This window comes from Epilithonimonas sp. KH_059 (genome assembly GCF_057838485.1).
In genome coordinates this window covers 805088-823276 of the sequence record NZ_CM174468.1, presented here as the reverse complement: position 1 = coordinate 823276, position 18189 = coordinate 805088, and the positions used below count along the sequence as shown (strand labels likewise).

Annotated in this window: 16 protein-coding genes and 1 tRNA gene; 7 read left to right on the top strand and 10 right to left on the bottom strand. The window is 41.6% G+C overall.

What is annotated here, in order from left to right:
• Nucleotides 1-75: 75 nt before the first annotated feature.
• The 3 genes from AC3IRX_RS03825 to fbp all read right to left on the bottom strand — a co-directional run bounded on the left by AC3IRX_RS03825 (nt 76) and on the right by fbp (nt 4298).
• A complete protein-coding gene (locus AC3IRX_RS03825) occupies nt 76-1752 on the bottom strand; it encodes a glutamine--tRNA ligase/YqeY domain fusion protein (protein WP_489211147.1) in 1677 nt (558 codons plus the stop codon).
• Nucleotides 1753-2249: 497 nt separating this feature from the next.
• Nucleotides 2250-3257 carry an o-succinylbenzoate synthase gene (locus AC3IRX_RS03820; RefSeq protein WP_489211146.1) on the bottom strand — a complete coding sequence of 336 codons (1008 nt, stop codon included), beginning with the start codon at nt 3255-3257 and terminating at the stop codon, nt 2250-2252.
• 21 nt (nt 3258-3278) lie between these two features.
• Nucleotides 3279-4298, bottom strand: coding sequence for a class 1 fructose-bisphosphatase (gene fbp / locus AC3IRX_RS03815; protein WP_489211145.1), 1020 nt, complete (start codon nt 4296-4298; stop codon nt 3279-3281).
• A gap of 192 nt (nt 4299-4490) precedes the next feature.
• Here fbp and AC3IRX_RS03810 point away from each other — a divergent pair, with 192 nt between their 5' ends.
• From AC3IRX_RS03810 to AC3IRX_RS03785, 6 genes are all read left to right on the top strand, one after another.
• Nucleotides 4491-5738: an aspartate kinase gene (locus AC3IRX_RS03810; protein ID WP_489211144.1), complete on the top strand. Its 1248-nt coding sequence runs from the start codon at nt 4491-4493 to the stop codon at nt 5736-5738.
• A 10-nt stretch (nt 5739-5748) separates the two neighbouring features.
• A complete protein-coding gene (locus AC3IRX_RS03805) occupies nt 5749-7590 on the top strand; it encodes a bifunctional lysophospholipid acyltransferase family protein/GNAT family N-acetyltransferase (protein ID WP_489211143.1) in 1842 nt (613 codons plus the stop codon).
• A gap of 97 nt (nt 7591-7687) precedes the next feature.
• A tRNA-Phe gene (locus tag AC3IRX_RS03800) sits at nt 7688-7760 on the top strand.
• A 97-nt stretch (nt 7761-7857) separates the two neighbouring features.
• Nucleotides 7858-8172, top strand: coding sequence for a winged helix-turn-helix transcriptional regulator (locus AC3IRX_RS03795; RefSeq protein ID WP_489211142.1), 315 nt, complete (start codon nt 7858-7860; stop codon nt 8170-8172).
• 35 nt (nt 8173-8207) lie between these two features.
• Nucleotides 8208-8447: a helix-turn-helix domain-containing protein gene (locus tag AC3IRX_RS03790; RefSeq protein WP_489211141.1), complete on the top strand. Its 240-nt coding sequence runs from the start codon at nt 8208-8210 to the stop codon at nt 8445-8447.
• A gap of 140 nt (nt 8448-8587) precedes the next feature.
• A complete protein-coding gene (locus AC3IRX_RS03785; RefSeq protein WP_489211140.1) occupies nt 8588-8800 on the top strand; it encodes a hypothetical protein in 213 nt (70 codons plus the stop codon).
• A 70-nt stretch (nt 8801-8870) separates the two neighbouring features.
• On the opposite strand, the gene AC3IRX_RS03780 is transcribed toward AC3IRX_RS03785, so the two are convergent.
• Nucleotides 8871-10457: an ABC-F family ATP-binding cassette domain-containing protein gene (locus AC3IRX_RS03780; protein WP_489211139.1), complete on the bottom strand. Its 1587-nt coding sequence runs from the start codon at nt 10455-10457 to the stop codon at nt 8871-8873.
• Nucleotides 10458-10863: 406 nt separating this feature from the next.
• Between AC3IRX_RS03780 and AC3IRX_RS03775 the strand changes: the two genes are divergently transcribed.
• Nucleotides 10864-11181: a hypothetical protein gene (locus tag AC3IRX_RS03775; protein WP_489211138.1), complete on the top strand. Its 318-nt coding sequence runs from the start codon at nt 10864-10866 to the stop codon at nt 11179-11181.
• A 47-nt stretch (nt 11182-11228) separates the two neighbouring features.
• On the opposite strand, the gene AC3IRX_RS03770 is transcribed toward AC3IRX_RS03775, so the two are convergent.
• Genes AC3IRX_RS03770 through AC3IRX_RS03745 form a run of 6 tightly spaced genes read right to left on the bottom strand, consistent with a single transcriptional unit; the run spans nt 11229 to nt 18163 of the window.
• The gene (locus AC3IRX_RS03770) at nt 11229-11600 is read right to left on the bottom strand and encodes a response regulator (RefSeq protein WP_489211137.1); all 372 of its coding nucleotides are present in this window, start codon (nt 11598-11600) and stop codon (nt 11229-11231) included.
• Complete coding sequence (locus tag AC3IRX_RS03765) at nt 11587-12171, bottom strand: chemotaxis protein CheB (protein WP_489211136.1); 585 nt, start codon at nt 12169-12171, stop codon at nt 11587-11589. The genes AC3IRX_RS03770 and AC3IRX_RS03765 overlap by 14 nt, the downstream gene beginning before the upstream one ends.
• A gap of 1 nt (nt 12172) precedes the next feature.
• Nucleotides 12173-12988 carry a CheR family methyltransferase gene (locus tag AC3IRX_RS03760; RefSeq protein WP_489211135.1) on the bottom strand — a complete coding sequence of 272 codons (816 nt, stop codon included), beginning with the start codon at nt 12986-12988 and terminating at the stop codon, nt 12173-12175.
• 10 nt (nt 12989-12998) lie between these two features.
• Nucleotides 12999-13370, bottom strand: a complete 372-nt coding sequence (locus tag AC3IRX_RS03755) for a response regulator (RefSeq protein ID WP_489211134.1) — start codon at nt 13368-13370, stop codon at nt 12999-13001.
• Nucleotides 13371-13383: 13 nt separating this feature from the next.
• Nucleotides 13384-16983: a response regulator gene (locus tag AC3IRX_RS03750; protein WP_489211133.1), complete on the bottom strand. Its 3600-nt coding sequence runs from the start codon at nt 16981-16983 to the stop codon at nt 13384-13386.
• Between the two features lie 7 nt (nt 16984-16990).
• Entirely contained in the window at nt 16991-18163 is a 1173-nt protein-coding gene (locus AC3IRX_RS03745; protein WP_489211132.1) for a hybrid sensor histidine kinase/response regulator, read from the bottom strand.
• Nucleotides 18164-18189 lie beyond the last annotated feature (26 nt).

Genomic DNA, 18189 nt, shown 5'->3' with positions numbered 1-18189 from the left:
GCAATAATTTAAGATTTTGATTATTAAAAAAGTCTTGCCCGAGGACAAGACTTTGAAGTAATTATTGATTTTTGCTTACTGCTCGGGTTTGTAGCTGTCTTTCAGCGTGACCGTGCGGTTGAAGACTAAATTGTCCTTGGTCGAACTTTGGTCTTTCGTGTAGTACCCAATTCTTTGGAACTGAATCGGAGCTCCGACTTCTACGTCTTTTAGAGCAGGCTCTGCAAATCCTTTTTGAATGTGCACAGAGTCTGGATTCACATAGGCTAAGAAATCGGCATCTTTTTCTGCGTCCGGCTGCTCTACGGTAAAGAGTCTCTCGTATTGGCGCACTTCGATAGGCTGCGCATGCGCGGCACTTACCCAGTGAAGAGTTCCTTTTACTTTTCTTAGACTCGCTTCGCTTCCACTTCCAGAGCGACTCTCTTCATCGTACGTACAATAGATGGTGGTTACTTCTCCATTTTCATCCTTATCTACTCTTTCGGCTTTGATAATGTAAGCGCTTTTTAGTCGAACTTCTCCTCCTAATTTTAGTCGGAAGAACTTACGGTTGGCTTCTTCTTGGAAGTCTTCTTTTTCTATATAGAGTTCTCTCGAGAAAGGAAGCTTTCTTGTGCCTGCCTCTGGATCTTCAGGATTGTTTTCGGATTCTAGCCATTCTTCTTTCCCTTCTGGGTAGTTTTCAATCACTAGTTTAACCGGATCCACCACGGCCATCATACGAGGCGCGATTTTATTTAAATCTTCGCGTACGAAGAATTCTAACAGTTGAATGTCAATTAAGTTTTCTCTTTTCGCTACCCCGACGCGTTCGATAAAGTTTTTAATCGAAGTGGGAGTGTATCCTTTACGACGCAGCCCCGATACCGTAGGCATTCTAGGGTCGTCCCATCCTTCCACCACACCTTCACTTACTAGCTTTTGTAGTTTTCGTTTCGAGGTGATCATATAGGTCACGTTCATTCTTGCAAATTCTCTTTGCTTGTTTCTGACGCTGCCCTCACTATAGACTTGGTCTAAATACCAATCGTAGAGAGGTCTGTGGTTTTCAAATTCAAGGGAGCAAAGCGAGTGGGAGATTTGTTCGATATAATCGCTTTCTCCGTGCGCCCAATCATACATCGGGTAAATCTTCCAAGTTTCTCCCGTACGGTGGTGAGGACGTTTTAAAATTCGGTACATAACCGGGTCCCGCATATTCATATTGGGGGAGCTCATGTCAATTTTTGCACGAAGCGACATGGTGCCTTCCTCAAATTCTCCATTTTTCATTTTTTCGAAGAGTTCTAAAGACTCCTCAGTAGGACGGTTTCTGTAAGGGCTCTCAACCCCGACTTCTACCGGTGATTTTCTCTGCTCTGTAATGAGTTCAGAGCTTTGCTCATCCACATAGGCCTTTCCTTCTTTAATCATCTGCACCGCCCAGTCATAGAGCTGAGAAAAATAATCGGAGGCATAGAGTTCTTTGTCCCATGTGAAACCAAGCCACTCCACATCCTTTTTAATGGAGTCTACGAACTCCTGTTCTTCCTTCTCAGGGTTGGTGTCATCAAAACGTAAGTTGACAGGGGCTCCGTATTTTTCTCCTAGACCAAAATTGATACAAATCGCTTTGGTGTGACCAATGTGCAAGTACCCGTTCGGTTCTGGAGGAAAACGAAAGCGAAGAGAGTCTTTGCTTAGTCCGTTTTGTAGATCTTGTTCTATGATTTGCTCAATAAAATTGAGACCTTTTTTTTCTTCTTCCATGATTTAAGAATTTCAGAGGCAAATTTACTAAAAAAAGCACAGAAATAGGGGACTTTCTTTGGTAAGTAAGACGAGGCCCAATACTTTCGTAGTCTGCATCCCTGCTCACAAGTAGAAAGTAAACTAGCGGAGTAAATATTTGAAAATTAAGAAGTTAGAAAAGGGGTGTTTTTAGAGGGCTAGAAACTGCAACTCAATAGAAAGCTTGTGTTAAAGTTTCAAATGATGGACTTGTTGGCATACAATTGGTATTTACAAATTATCATTTATTAACATTTAATATTTTTTCTATGAAGGCGATCAAAAGAAGGTTTGCGCAATGGATGCAAGCATTAAAGAAGAGAATTTTTGTAGAAGATGTCATTTAAGGAGTTCTTTTTCTAAGAGAAGGAGATTCTTATCTTAAATGATCTCAAAAAAGAAAATCTGACTTTGTTTCAGATTTTTTTTTGTTTTTATGGGGTTGGGATTGCGCTTGACTCGATTAACTAGTCCCTTTAGCCTAGTTTTTTACTCAGCTTTTCTCCGTTTAAAGCAAGAGAAGAATCTAAGTTGTTCTTGTATAAAGAGCCCGTACCAAGGCCTTGAGGAAGAGTTGGGTTTTTCGTATAAGTGTACTGCGCAATGGCATTTAGTCCCACATTGCTTTCTAATGCCGAGGTGATCCACCAACCGATTCCTAAATTTTCACAAAGAAAAATCCACTCATCTGTGGCTTTGAATCCACCCACTAGGGAAGGCTTTAGAATAATGTATTGCGGTTTTATTTGTTCTAGTAATTCTTTTTTATCTTCGGTTATAAGGACTCCAATAAGTTCCTCGTCTAATGCAATAGGTGTAGGCGTTTCTTTTGTAAGCTTCGCCATTAGGTCCCTTTGATCAGCTTTGATGGGCTGTTCAATGGAATGAATTTCTAAATCGGCCAATTCACCTAATACCTTTAGAGCCTGCTCATAATCAAAGGCCCCGTTTGCATCGACCCTAAGTTCTAGGTCCTTTGCAGAAAAGGTTTTGCGTAGAGAAGCGAGAATCGTTTTTTCCTCGTTCCAATTGGGTCCTATTTTTAGTTTCAGGGTTTTAAAACCGAGCTTTAATTTCTCCTGGATTTGGGTTTCCATATAGGCTTTGTCGCCCATCCAAATAAGTCCGTTAATTATAAGCGAGTCTTTCCCTTCCGTAAAAGCACTTGGGAAATAGAGGTCCTTTCCGTTCCTTAGATTTAGCATAGCCTGTTCGTATCCAATTAGGATCGAGGGGAATGCTCGAAGCTCATTTTCGATTTCTAAGGGCGATAGATTAATGTTTTTGACGAGCCACTGTAATTTTTCTTCATACAGGGGCGAATCCTCCATGCTGAGTCCCCGAAAGAGCGCGCATTCTCCAACCCCTACACCCGAATCGGATTGAAGGGTTAAAAAGAAGGTGTCCTTCGTTTTTAAAACGCCGCGCGAAGTGCCGCCAGGCGTAATAAAATCTAACGTATAGGGTTGGATAGAGGCAATCATGGGAGAGAAAATTCTAAAGCATTAGTCTTTTATTGCGTCCATTCTCATGAACTCTTCTGCTTTTTCGACCATGGTTATGCTACCACAGTAAAAAGGAACTCTTTGGTGCAGTTCTGTCGGGTCAATGTCCATGATGCGTTCAAATCCATTTGACGCTTTTCCTCCGGCTTGTTCCGCGATGAAAGCCATCGGGTTGCACTCGTATAAAAGTCTAAGTTTTCCATTAGGAGCATTTGCATAAGACGGATAAAGGTAGATTCCTCCTTTGATCATGTTTCGGTGAAAATCCGAAACAAGAGATCCAATATATCTTGAGGTATAAGGACGATCGCCCTCCATCATTTGGCAGTACTTAAGGTAATTTTTTACTCCTTGAGGAAATTTGATGTAATTTCCTTCATTGATGGAATAGATTTTCCCCTCTTTTGGGAACTGCATGTTGGGATGAGAGAGGTAGTAGGTTCCTAAACTTGGGTCTAATGTGAATCCATTCACTCCGTTCCCTGTTGTATACACAATCATGGTGGAGGAGCCGTATACCACATACCCGGCTGCAATTTGTTCCGATCCTTTTTGAAGGAAGTCTTTGAGTTCTACAGGAGATCCCGGTTCCGTCACACGGCGGTAAATGGAGAAGATAGTTCCCACAGAAACGTTTACGTCAATGTTGGAAGATCCATCCAAAGGATCGATTAGAACCACATATTTGCTTAAATGACCGTTGGTTCCGCATTTGATTTCAATGTAATCATCGTTTTCTTCAGAGGCGATTCCACAGACGACTTCACGCTGGGATAAGGCCGTGATGAAAATCTCGTTGGCAAGCACATCAAGTTTTTGCTGGTCTTCCCCCTGAATGTTGGTATTCCCCGCAACCCCTATGATATCCGCGATTCCCGCTTTGTTGACCTCTCGGTTTACCACTTTTGAAGCTAAGCGTATGGCGCTTAAAAGTCGAGAAAACTCTCCCGTAGAGTACTGAAAATCATCTTGTTTCTCAATAAGAAATTCTCCTAAGGTTTGAAGGGACTGCTCTGCCATTATTGCATTTTTGGTTAATGCTCAAATTTCGTAAAATTATTTGAATTGCCCCTAGAGCCTTGGTTCTTTTTTTTCTAATGAAGATTTATCTCTCAATTCCCTTCCCCCTGTCAAACCGAATCAGGTATTTTTTTGCTATTTTTGATTAAAATTTGAGCTCTCGGGTTTTTCGACGCTAATTTTACAAAGTGCATGAAAGTTTATAAATTTGGAGGCGCCTCTGTTAAGGACGCCCAAAGTGTAAGGAATGTGTCTCGAGTACTGGAACTGCATGGACAGGATCCGATACTTGTTGTGGTCTCCGCGATGGGGAAAACAACCAATGCGTTAGAAGAGGTCCTATTGGACCTAATGAACGGAAGAGAAACGAGAACGAAAATAGGGCAGATTCAGGCCTTTCATTTAGAGATTGCAAACGATCTTTTTGAGCCGTCCCACAGCATGTTTGAAGAACTTGAAATTCTATTTCAAACTCTTTATACCTTGAAACTAGACGAGGACAAAGGAGGCTATGATTTCTATTACGATCAGCTCGTGAGTTATGGAGAACTGATTAGTTCTCTTATCGTAAGTTCTTATCTCGAAGAAGCAGGCTTTATCAACCAATGGTTGGATTCTCGTTTGTACATTCGAACCGACAGTACCTTTCGCGAAGGAGAAGTGGATTGGGAATTGACAAAAGAGAGAATAGGGTCCTTAGACCCCCTTCAGAATTATGTGACCCAAGGCTTTATCGGAGGCGATGAGAATCAGTGCAGCGTCACGTTAGGGAGAGAAGGCTCGGATTATTCAGCTGCGATCTTTGCCTATGGCCTAGGAGCGGAATCCATGACAATTTGGAAAGACGTGCCGGGCGTGATGACCGGAGATCCCCGCAAATTTAAAGACGTGCAGCAGTTCTCTTACATCTCCTACGAGGAAGCGATTGAAATGGCCTATTACGGCGCTTCCGTCATTCATCCCAAGACCCTTCAACCTCTCAAGAAAAAAGACATCCCACTCTTTGTGAGATCCTTTTTAAATCCTCTTGCTCCCGGAACCAAAGTGAGCAGCAGCTCAAAAGCACAGGTTCTAGAGAGTTACATTTTAAAGGAAGATCAAATACTACTCACGGTGTGCACAAGAGATTTCTCTTTTATTGCAGAGCATCACCTTAGTGAAATCTTCGCTCTTTTGTCCGCTTTTCAAATTCGGATTTCCTTAATGCAGACCACGGCCATTTGTCTTGAACTTTGTTTGGAAGATAAATACAGTTCGATTGATAAATTAATCGAATCGCTTCATTCTAAATTTGAAGTGGAAATTCAGAAAGAAGTACGGCTTTTGACCGTTCGAAATTCGACAATCGAATCCACTGCCCATTTTTATGACCACAAAACGGTGCTTCTAGAACAAATGTCGCGAGGAACCCTTCAGATGGTGTTCCAAGGAGAACTTTAAGAATTAAACTATGAGCCTAATTACAAGGAACGAATTGATTAAAGCGGCGGGGCTAAAGCGCCTAGGTCCGGTGAAAGAATTAGCGGCTCGTACGCTTATGAAGCTTACGAAAATTGATGAGGTCAACGAACTCTACGACAAATTGAAAGACAAGGAAGGAGCTGATTTTTTTGAAAGTTTTGTAAGAGAAAGAGACCTTAAATACGTGGTCTTTGAGGAGGATCTTGCAAAGATTCCCAAAACAGGCCCTTTTATTTTGGTCTCCAATCATCCCTTGGGCGCGATTGATGGAATCCTCATGGCAAAAATCATTTCAGCGGTGCGACCGGATTTTAAACTCATGGGAAATTTTCTACTTGAGAAGATTAAGCCATTGGAACCTTATGTGATTGCCGTAAACCCATTTGAATCTAGAAAAGAACTCTATAGCAGCTCAAGCGGAATGCGCGAGACGCTTCAGCATTTGGAACAGGGGGGCTGCCTTGGTATTTTCCCCGCAGGGGAAGTCTCAAACCGAAACAATCCTACAGGGGAAGTAAGAGACAGAAAGTGGGCAAAGCCCGCTTTAAAGCTTATTCGAAAAGCGCGTGTTCCTGTCGTTCCCATGTATTTTCATGCAAAGAACAGCGCCTTCTTTTACCAGGCCGCTCGTTTGCACCCCGATTTGCAAACCCTACTTCTTCCCTCGGAAATGATGCGCAGTCGGGAAACCCCGATACGCATACGCATCGGGCGTCCCGTAAGTCTTAGGCAAATGGACGAAGAAGAAACCATTACAGAATTAGGAGAATACCTACAAGATAAAATTTACATTCTTCGAGCTTATTACGAAAGACGTAAAACGCTCATGGAGAAAATGAATCTCCCGGATCTGAAATTAAGTTTTCCAATTGGTAAGGCTGGAAATTTGGTGGCCAATATCATTGACGAAACACCGACGGAGGATATCGAGAAAGAAATTGAGGCTCTGAAGGCAGAAGACAAGCTGCTGTTCCAAAGCGGGCAGTATCAGGTTTATTTTGCCGCTTATGAAGAGATTCCTTCCGTGATGCGAGAAATTGGGAGACAAAGAGAAATCACCTTTCGAGACGTTGGAGAAGGGAGCAACCTTCCGTTTGATTTAGACGAATACGACAAGCACTATAGTCACCTCTTTTTATGGGATGAGAAAGAAAGTAAAATCGTAGGGGCTTACCGTATGGCCCTAGGCAAGACTGTCATGCGAAAATACGGCGTGAGCGGCTTTTACACCAGCTCTCTCTTTGATTTTGATCAAGAGCTTCATCCTTTCTTCCGCAAGGTGATTGAAATGGGTAGAGCTTACATTTCAAAAGAATACCAACAAAAACCAATGCCTCTGTTTATATTATGGAAGGGGATCATTCACGTATGCCTTAGAAATCCGGATCATAAGTTCTTAATGGGTGGGGTCAGTATAAGCAATAAGTTCTCTGATTTTTCAAAATCACTCATGATTGACTTTATGCGCTCTAATTATTACGATTCTGCTGTGGCGCAGTACGTGCACCCGAAGCATGAGTTTAAAATCAAGATTCGTGAAAGAGACAAAAACTTATTTGTTGAAGAAGTTGAGTCGGATTTAAATAAACTTGACAAACTGATAGACGATTTAGAACCGGGCATGAGAATGCCGGTGCTCATTAAAAAGTATATTAAGCAAAATGCAAAAGTAATTGCCTTTAATGTGGACCCAAGTTTCAACGATGCGATTGACGGACTGATGTATATTCGCATTAGTGAAATCCCTGAAAGCACGATAAATCCCGTGCTAGAAGAAATTGCAGAGCAAATGCGAATGGAAAATGAAAAAAATGCATCTGAAAATCAATAGCTTTTCGCTCGATGCCGATAAAAAGCATCTTAAGTCTTGCGTTGTATTGAAAAAGATGCTATTTTTGCACCACTTTAAACAACAGAACTAAAGTGATGGTTTCTTAGCTCAGTTGGTAGAGCAACGGATTGAAAATCCGTGTGTCCCTGGTTCGATTCCTGGAGAAACCACTAAAAGCGTTTGGTATTACTACTAAACGCTTTTTTTATGTCTTTTATCGCTGAAAACTCGCACCAAGCTCGGGGTCAAAAAATTTCTGGATTATAAATGTTTATTGGAAACAAGGATCAAATTCCTGAAACTTCCTGTTTTTTAGATAGTTTAGGAATCTTTAAAATTATTCTGCCTAGATTTGTTAATGGAATAGGTGGTCAAATAGGTGGTCAAGAAGGTGGTCAAGTTGATCGTTCTATCATAGAGCTGACTCCTGCACAAAATCAGGTTTTTCGTTTGATAGTTGATAATCCCAAAATGTCCAGAGAAGAATTAGTGGAAAATCTAAAGATTAATGAATCAGCAATTCAAAAACATATCAATATTTTGAAAGAAAAAAAGGTAATAGAAAGGTTACGTAGTGCATGAAAAATAATAGGAATTGACCTTATTAAATGTAGTATATGAAAACGAAAGATAAGAACTTAATGACACTCGAAGAGTTCAAAGAGAAAAATTACGGCAAACGTGGTACGAAGCAGCGTGATGAACTCGAAGAAGGCTACGAAGCCTTTAAAATAGGTTCGTCAAATCACGATACACGTTTAGAAATGGGAATGACGCAACAGCAACTTGCTGAAATAGTGGGGACAACTAAATCCTGCATGTCTAAAATTGAAGATAATGGGAAAGGGCAAATTTGAAAGTAGTCGAATCCAACCCTTTGCACACAACAGTTTACCTCCTACGGTAAATTAGACAACCTACTCGTAATTAGAAAGGTACCCTTTCGTATTTTAGATTTACTCTTGCTGTTTTCATTCCTTTTTTGTACCTTATCCTTATGGACAAATCTAAATACGTAACCATTCTAGGCAAACGCATTGAACTCACTAGAAACAATCAGCCGAAAGAAGAGTTTGAAGACCCTTACACTCGCTTCGTATACTTGATAGCGGGCAGTCGAGACCCACAAGACGACGAAGAGCGCGCCTTTGTTGAAGAGATTAAGGAAATGCGCAAAAAGGGGATAGCTCCCGATTTACCATTTAATTAGACGACTTCTTCCCCGTCAAAGGGAAAAGATATGTCCTAACTGCTGCCTTGACTAGGGCAGACGGATACTCTTACAACCGAATTTCTCGCTCCACACGGATTTGCTTCAAAAAAGTTTCATCATGAGACACGACAAGCAGATTGCCTTCATATTCATTTAGTGCGCTGGTTAAAATCTCAACATTTTGTATATCTAAATTGTTAGTGGGTTCATCTAGGAGAATGAGGTCCGGTGACTGCTCCGAAAGAGTTAAACAACATAGTGATAAACGCATTCTTTCGCCGCCGCTTAACGCGAAGCAGGGTTTGTTCCAATCCTCTTTAGAAAACAAAAAACGATTTAATTGGGTTTTGACTACGTGCTCTTGCTGAGCTGAAGTATTAAACTGCTGCGCTTGTTCTAGTACAGTAAGCCCACTTTTAAGTAACGAGTAATCCTGATCGATACAGACGGCCGTACAATCTGCTTTAAAAAGAGTTCCTGTCTCTGGTCTTAGCTCGCCTAAAAGAAGGTTTAGTAGTGTCGTCTTACCAGATCCGTTTTGTCCTTTTAAAGCAATCCGCTCGCCACTTAAAATTTGAAAGGTTAAGTCCTCTCTCCAAAGGAGCTTTTCGGCATATTGAACGTTGAGGTTCTCTGCCTTAATTAAGATTTTGCCGGTATGGAGTTGGGATGGGGAAAACCCAAATTTCATCTTGTCAAAATAGGAAAGGCCAGAACGCAGGTCTTGTAAATCTTTTGAAAGTCCCCCGATCTTTTCTGCATGGACACTTTTTAGTTTGGAACTACTGTTCTCGGCTTGGTTTCGTAAAGTATTTAGCATGATTCGGGAAACACCTGATTTTTCTTGTTTTCCTTTGCCTCGACTGTCTAGTTTCTGTTGCCTTTCTATAGTTTCACGTTCTTTCTCTTTGGCTTTTTTCAAGGCCTTTTCTTTGCTTTGAATGTCTTGGCTTAAAGCCTTGTTCTCAATTTGCTTTTGCTCTTTATAGAAGTCAAAGTTGCCCCCATAGACTTTAATGCCATGCTTATTCAACTCGCAAACGATACTTACGAGGTTAAGTAGCTTTCGGTCGTGGCTTACCAGCAGGATCGTACTCTTGGTACTTTCTATAAACGCATACAAGAGTTCCCGTCTTTCAAGATCGAGATGATTGCTTGGTTCGTCTAATAAGATGAATTCAGGCTCATGAATAGAGATTCCAGCTAGGAATACTTCTGTTTTTTGTCCTCCACTAAGGGTTTCCATGGATTGAGAAAGGTCCAGACCGGAGAGTCCCCAATCCTCTAAGGATGCATGGCAGCGTTCTTCGAGGGTCCAGTCATCATTAAGTACTTGAAAGTTCTCTTCAGTTGTATTCCCCTTTAAGATTTCTCGTAAAGCATTTAATTTGTTTTCAATCCCTAGTGCCTGCGCAAGGGTTAAATGATTGAACTGTCCAAAGATCTGTGGGATGTAATAGGGCTCACTATCCCAAAGGATGTGGCCTTGAGAGGGTGTTAGTTCTTTTGTAATAAGTTTTAGTAGTGTAGATTTCCCTACGCCGTTATTGCCGATCAAAGCGATTTTGTCGTGCTTGTTTACTGTGAGGTGGATACCTTCAAACAGTAAATCTTTGTTAAGATGTGTATAGGATAGATTTTGAATGGTAAGCATAATTTCTTTCAGTTAGGAATTAATAGGGGAGCCACCTTTTCAAGGCAGTCGCTCTTATTTTTCGGAAAGAAATTGTTTTTTACATGTTTGCTTACTGTGATTTCGAGTTGCAAATATACGAAAATAGAAAGAAAGGTTCCCTTTGTAGCCTCTCTAGGATAGTTTTCTTGTAGTATAGCTTCTAAGAAAGTAGCGGCTTTCAATTAAAATTTTATTGGAAATTGACATTAGATTTCAAAAAAATATCAAATTTTTCTTTCGGTAGTACCGAAGGACTAGGGATGAATTGTGAATTAATCTTTTCAATTTCGCTGGAGTAAACCAATCTTTATTCGAGTAAATGCCACAACTCAACTAAGAGTGAAAGGCCTTCGCTAAACGAAAAGGATTTAAAAAATTAGCTCTTATGAAAGCAGAAAGCCACCTAGCCGAGTTCTTTTATTTTATTGCACGATCGAAAAAACTAACTCCTACTCACATAAGCATCTATTTGTGCTTATGCCACCAGTGGAGCGCGCAAAATTACACAGAGTCTTTTCAGATTTCTCGAAGGGAAATCATGAGCAAAAGTAGGATTCAATCGAATTCCACGTACCATCGATGCATTCAAGATTTGCAAGCCATGGATTTAATTCTATACTTCCCATCGTACCATCCCAAGCAGGGAAGTCTCGTCTATGTAAAACCTTTAGGTGAGATACCGGGTAGAGAGGAAAGTATTTAACACTTGAAAAGAAGGATGTTTTCCTTTTGGAAGATTTGGAAGTGAATCTACTTCACTTTTTTTAAAGCTTGCAAGGTTAGATTTTCAAAATCTTCAATGTCAAAGGGCTTTTCTAAATAATGATCCGCACCTGCCGTTCTTGCAAGCGATTCTATGTTGGTATTGGCGGTAAAGTAAACGACCGGAATATGGGAGAATTTCTCCGAAGCTTTAATCATTTGTGTAGCCTGCACTCCGCTAATATCAGGTAGCCAATTATCCATGAAAATAAGATCCGGCGTAAACTGCTCCAATTGAGAAAGTAAATCGGTTGTGGTGGGAGAAAATTTCACCTCACAACATAAGTCCTGTAAAATCTCAACGCATAATTCAAGGATTTCTTCGTTGTCGTCAAATAAAAATACTTTAGATTTTGCCATAAGAATCGTCGTTTAAAGAATTAAGTAAGGGGGCGATTTGTTCTGGTTTTAAAACATGATCAATGGGAGCATGGTCAATTGCATTTTGCGGCATGAAAGAAACCTGTGCAGATTCAGGATCTTGGACTAGGGTGAGTCCTCCTCTTTCTTTTACTTTTTGAAGGCCACTCGTTCCGTCTGAATTTGCTCCGGAAAGGAGCAGCGCTACTAAGCCCTCTTCAAAGGTATCGGCGGCGGACTCAAAACTTACATCGATGGAAGGACGTGAAAAGTTGACCTTTTCAGAGGCGTCTAACGAAAGCGTCAAGTCTTTTTCCATTAGAAGGTGATAGCCTGGAGGCGCAATGTAAAGGGTAGAGGCCTTTAAGGTCTCCTTTTCTTCCGCTTCTTTTACTTTTAATTGAGTCTTGGAAGCGAGCAGCTCCGTGAGCATTTCTTCTTTGCCTGCTTTTCGGTGTACCACAAGAATTATGGGAAACAAAAGGGTTGCACTGAGACTCGGCAGAAATTTAAAGAGTATGTTTAAACTTCCGGCCGATCCACCAATCACCAAGGCTTTGCAAGTTCTCATTTTATCTTAATTTTCTCCATATTTTGACCCCGGGCATTCTTTCGTAGTTTTTTGTTATCGGGGAAAAGTCGAGGCTTTCTTTCGTCCCTAAAGCAATGTAACCAAAAGTTTCTAAACTCTGGTCAAAAAGATTAAACACACCGTTTTGCAGTTCTCGATCGAAATAAATAATCACATTGCGGCAAAGAATCAGTTGAAACTCGTTGAACGAATGGTCTGTGACTAAATTATGGGTCGAGAAGATAATTTTGCTTTTTAGCTCACTAGAGAGTTTTCCTAAAGAGTAATTGGCTGAATAATAATCAGAGAAATCCTCCTTACCCCCAGAGGCGAGGTAGTTCTCCGTATAAAGCTTCAATTTGTTCAGAGGAATCATGGCTTGAGAAGCGGTCTCAAGAACGGCCGAATTTAAATCGGTCGCATAGATTAAACTCTTATGTAGTAATTTAAGTTCCTTTAAAAGAATGGCCACGGAGTAGGCTTCTTCGCCCGTACTGCAACCCGCAACCCAGATTCGGATAAACGGATAGGTGCCGAGTTTAGGCAAAAGTTCTTCCCGTAAATTTTTGTAAAATTCAGGGTCACGGAACATTTCAGTTACGTTGATCGTAATCTCTTCTAAAAACCGCTCAAAATAGGATTTGTCCGTACGGATGCGGTACCTATATTCCGCAAAACTTACGAATTTATCTAGGGCAAACAGGCGGACAATTCTGCGTTTGAGCGAGGCTCTAGAATAGCCCGTAAAGTCATAGCCATACAGTTCAAGAATGTCGGATAGTAAAAGTTCAATATGCTCGTCCTCAAAAGATTCCAAAATCGGTGATTTATAGGTGAGTTTGTAATAAGGTTAAGAGTTGATCCATCGCCACGGGTTTAGATAGATACCCGTCCGCTCCGGCCTGAAGGCATTTTTCTTTATCCCCGCTCATTGCTTGAGCGGTCACCGCAATGACAGGTATGTGTTGGATGGCAGGATTTTTCTTGATTTCTTGAAGCGCTTGGTATCCGTCCATCTCTGGCATCATCATGTCGAGTAAAACCAGCGCAATGCTGGAATCTTCGTTTAAGAGTTCTAAACCTTGTTTCGCGCTCTGAGCGGAAATACTAACATACCCCTTCGCTTTTAGAACAGCACTCAGGGCGTAAATGTTTTTGCTGTCGTCGTCAATGACTAGAATTTTTTGTATCGGTTTCATGGGTTGTGTTTTTTTAGGTTCTATCATAAAGCCATACTCGCAAAAGCGAGATGAGTTGATCAATGTCGACCGGTTTGGATATGTAATCCGAAGCACCTGCGGCTATGCATTTTTCACGATCTCCCATCATTGCTTTAGACGTCACAGCAAGGACAGGGAGTGTTTTGTACGTAGGGTTCGATCGGATCTGACCAATGGTTTCATATCCGTCCATTTCGGGCATCATCATGTCCATGAGTACAATGTCAATCTGAGAATTTTCATCAAGGGTTTTAAGGGCTTCTTTGCCGTCCAAGGCAGGCAGTACATTCATCCCATGCAGCTCTAAAGCTTTGGTGAGTGAGAAAATGTTACGTACATCGTCGTCCGCGAGAAGAACCGTTTTGTCCTTAAGGATATTTCGAAGGGTGCTTTGGGTATCTGCACCTACTTGTTTCTTGTCTTTTTTGTTTTTCTCTTCTACCAAATGCAAAAACAGTCCGGCTTCGTCCAAAATACGCTGGTAGGAGTGAGCCGTTTTTACCACGATAGAGTCTGCGTATTTTTTAATCCGGGTTTCTTCTCCTTTGGAAAGGTTTTTCCCTGTAAACACGATAATAGGCAGCTTCTCAAGTCCCTCTTGCTCTTTGATGGTCTCAAGAGTTTCATAAGCCAATCGGTCGGGAACCCCCATGTCGAGAATCACGCAGTCTACTTTATGGCTTGTAAGAGAATCAATGCTTTCGTCTACGTTGGTTGCAATCGTGTTGGAAATCGAATTGGTACTTAAGAAATAGCTAAGCGCTTTGGCATGTTGTGGATTCTCTTCTACAATGAGTACCTTTTTAGGCGAGCGACTAATGGCATTTTCTAAGGTGTTGAATATAACTTGCATTTGCTCTAAGGCAAAAGGCTTGTTAATGAAATCAACCGCTCCACGCAGTAGACTCTCATGCTTAAATTTCATAGAAGACATGATGTGCACGGGAATCGGTTTGGTTTTCGGATTCGATTTAAGGGCTTCCATAACTTGCCATCCGTCCATAATAGGCAGTTGAATGTCTAATAAAATGGCTAAAGGATTATAGTGTTCGGCGAGCTCGATTCCTTGGTCTCCTCTAACGGAGACAAGTCCCTTGTATCCTTTTTTGCGGGCGTAATCCAAAAGGATTTTCGCAAACGAAGTATCGTCCTCAATGATCAGAATGATTTTATCGTCTTTTTGAATTTGATCTCGGTCGTCCTCAACGGGTTTTGGAATGTTGGTGGATAGGTAGCGCTGCTGTCCATCCTCTGCCGGTTCTAGAGGAGCGAGTTCTGTAGGAATCGCCTCAAAAGTCTCGGTCACGAGCTCCTGTGGTGCTTCCGTCACTTGCGTAGCGTTGATCGGAATGATAAGCGTAAAGGTGCTTCCTTTTCCTTCTTTACTAGAAAGTTTAATTTCTCCGCCTAAGAGTCTGGAGAGCTCTCGGCTAATGGAAAGGCCAAGACCGGTTCCCCCGTATTTACGCTGCGTAGATCCGTCCGCCTGTTGGAAGGCTTCAAAGACCATTTGAATTTTGTTTTTTGCAATTCCAATGCCGGTATCCGACACTTTGAAGTACACCTTGCCTTTGTCTTTATTGCTGGTAATGTCAAGCGTTACTTTGCCCTCGGAAGTGAACTTTAAGGCGTTGGAAAGGAGATTTCGAAGAATTTGCTCTACCCGAAGTTTGTCCGTGTAGAGGGTTTCGATTTCTAAGTCCTTCGTTTTGATTTCAAGTTTTAAGTTCTTTTCTTTTGCAATTTCTCCAAACAGCATTTGCATGCTTTGGGTAATCTCTTTCACAGGTACCGTATGGAGCTCAAGACTCATTTTTCCGGATTCAATTTTAGAGAGGTCTAAAATTTCATCAATCAATGTAAGAAGCCCTTGGCCTGAGCTATGGATCACGGTGGCGTATTCCACGTATTGCTCTTCGAGTTCCTCCGTCTCGGTCATCAGCTTGGACAAGAGAAGAATAGAGTTAAGTGGGGTACGCAGTTCGTGCGACATATTGGCTAGGAATTCCGATTTGTATCGGGTGCTCTGTTCTAAGGCAATTGATTTTTGTTGAATGTCCAGGTTTCTCTGTTCAATCAGTTCATTCTGCTCCTCGAGTAAGCTCGTACGCTCTTCCAGTTCTTGGTTCGACTGCAGAAGTTCTTCTTGTTGTACGCGAAGTTCTTCTTCAGAGGCGAGTAATTTTTGAGACTGCGCTTCCAGTTCCGAATTAATATTCTCCAGCTCCGATTGCTGGCTCATAAGTTCCTCACTCTGCGCCTGGGTTTCTTCTAAAAGTTCTTGAAGCTTAATGCGGTTTTGCGTATCAAAAATAGAAAGACCAATGGTGCTAGCCGCACTGCGCAGAAACTCAAGTTCAGTCTCAGAGTAAGCGTGGGTGGTCCCAATTTCCATCACGCCCAGTGGCATGTTGTGGCGGGTAAGGGGAAGAATTAGTAAATTGGTAGGTAGGGTTTTTCCACTCGAGTAGGTGACTGAGGGAGATTCTGCATTAAAGTCTTCGATCAGAATTTCTCTTTTCGATTGGTAAGCCTGACCTAAGAGTCCCTCACCAATGGCAATTCTTTTTTGCGCTGATTTTGCATCTAAGGCAAAACTTCCGCGCAAATGAAGTTGATGATCCTCCTCTTCCAGTAAATAAATAGCTCCTAAAAAGCTTTTCGTTTTGCTGGTCACAAATTCTAGAATTTCGTCACTCAGAGTCTCTAAGGTTTTCTCTCCCATCATTCGTTCACTGAGTAAAGCGCTCGTGGCACTAAGCCACTGCTTCTCTTCTAAGAGTTTGAAAGAGGAATCTAAGGAGTCGGCCATTCGGTTTAAAGGGCCTGCTACCGTGCCTAAGGTATTTTGCGCGTTTTGATCCCATAAAATATTGTAGTCGCCTGAAGAAATCTGCGCCGCTACTTTTTCAATGGCTAAAAGTCTGTTTTCACTCTCCTCATTTTTCGTTTCCAGTTGGTGGGTAAGGCTCATCGTTCTTTTGTAGCTCTCATTTACTTTACGAAAGAAATAAAGCGTAATTAGAAAAGCGAGAAGGGCCGAGGCGACAATTAGAAAGGGGGTATAGGAAGCAAACGTGTCCATTTGACTGGTGCGCTTTTGAAGCAGCGCCTGCTCCTCATTTTGCATGCGTAAAACGGCTGAGCGAATGTTGTCCATTTGCTCTTTTCCTTCCAAAAGATCTTGGGTAGAGATACCCGTATGGAGATTTCTTGCTTTTAGATTCTGGTCGAGTAGGGTGAGTCTCGCTTTTATACTTTCATTTAAAAACTTAAAATTAGCTCTTTGCGTCTCTGTATCGCTTAGTTCTAATCGAACTTCTTCAATCGCTGCGTTAAGCTTGCTCTTACCCTCCTCATACGGCGTTAAAAATTGGGGATCGAGCGTAAGGAGGTATCCCCTTTGACCTGTTTCTGCATCTTTTACGAGTGCAAGAAGAGAAGTGATATCCAGAATAGTTTCGTTGCTCTTTTTGACTTGAGCGGAACTCTTAATTAAATTGGTTATGCTAATAAAGGAGGCCACGGAACTGGCAAGGAGAACCAAAAGGGCAAGACCGAGACCGTAAAGTAAATTGGATTTAAAATTCATGCGTCGTTTATTGAGTTTCCCTCTCGTGAGGGATTGGGGTTAGTTGTAGAGGAATGCTAAAGAAAAATTCAGAGCCAAACCCGGGTTTGGAATGCACTCCCACGGTGCCTTCGTGGCGGTGTATGATTTCTCTGCAAATGTAAAGTCCGATTCCAAGACCTTGGAAACGCTCAGAGGATTCCTCAATACGGTAAAATTTATCAAAGACCTTTCGGCGATTTTCTTCACTCATCCCAATGCCTTTGTCGCGGACTGAGAAAAAGACTTGGTTGTCTTTCTCATAGGTTTTGATGATGACTTCGGTTTCACCTGGAGAGTATTTAATCGCATTGGTTAAAAAATTAATGACTACCTGTTCGATTCGGTTTTCATCGCCATAGATGAGTTCATAATAATGAACCTCGTGGTGAAATTCGATGGAAGGATTGGAAGGCTGCATGACTTCTAAAACCCGGTCCACCAAACTGCTCATCGAGAAGTAGTTTTGGTTAAGTTTCATCTTGCCACTCTCAATATTAGAAATGTCAAGAAGATCCGCAATGAGTAGGTTTAGCTTTTCAATTTGATTTTGAACTTTGCTCAGCCTGACTTTCGTAGTTTCAATATCGCCTTTGTGAAGGCTTCGCTCCATGAGTTGAATATAGCCCTTGACACTCGTCATCGGCGTTTTTAACTCGTGACTTGCGATGCTTATAAACTCGTCTTTTTTTCGTTCTGCATCTTTCCGCGTTTCAATTTCTGCGCGAAGGGTATCTTGCATTAAATTGAGCGCCCGGTTTTGTTCGTAGATGCGGTAAAAGGTTTTTACTTTTAAAAGCAGAATATTCATATCCACCGGCTTGGTGATATAATCCAGTCCACCGGAAGAGTACCCACGGGTAATTAAACTTACATTGGCACTGGCCGCAGAAAGGAAAATAATGGCGGTTTCTTTGGCTCTTGAAAAGCCTGAAATGGCCTCTGCGACTTCAAATCCATCCATTTCTGGCATTTGAACGTCCAGAATAATTAAAACGTAGGATTGGTTTAAGATTTTTCGAAGTGCCTCTTTTCCAGAAGATGCGGTATCGACTGCGAAATGGTTTTTTTCGAGTACTTTCTTTAGCGAAATGATGTTCTGTGGTGAGTCGTCAACAATTAGAATCATGAGCCCAAAACGATTATCGGTTTTTATATGCATGCAAGATAGCAATTTTGAGAGGTTCG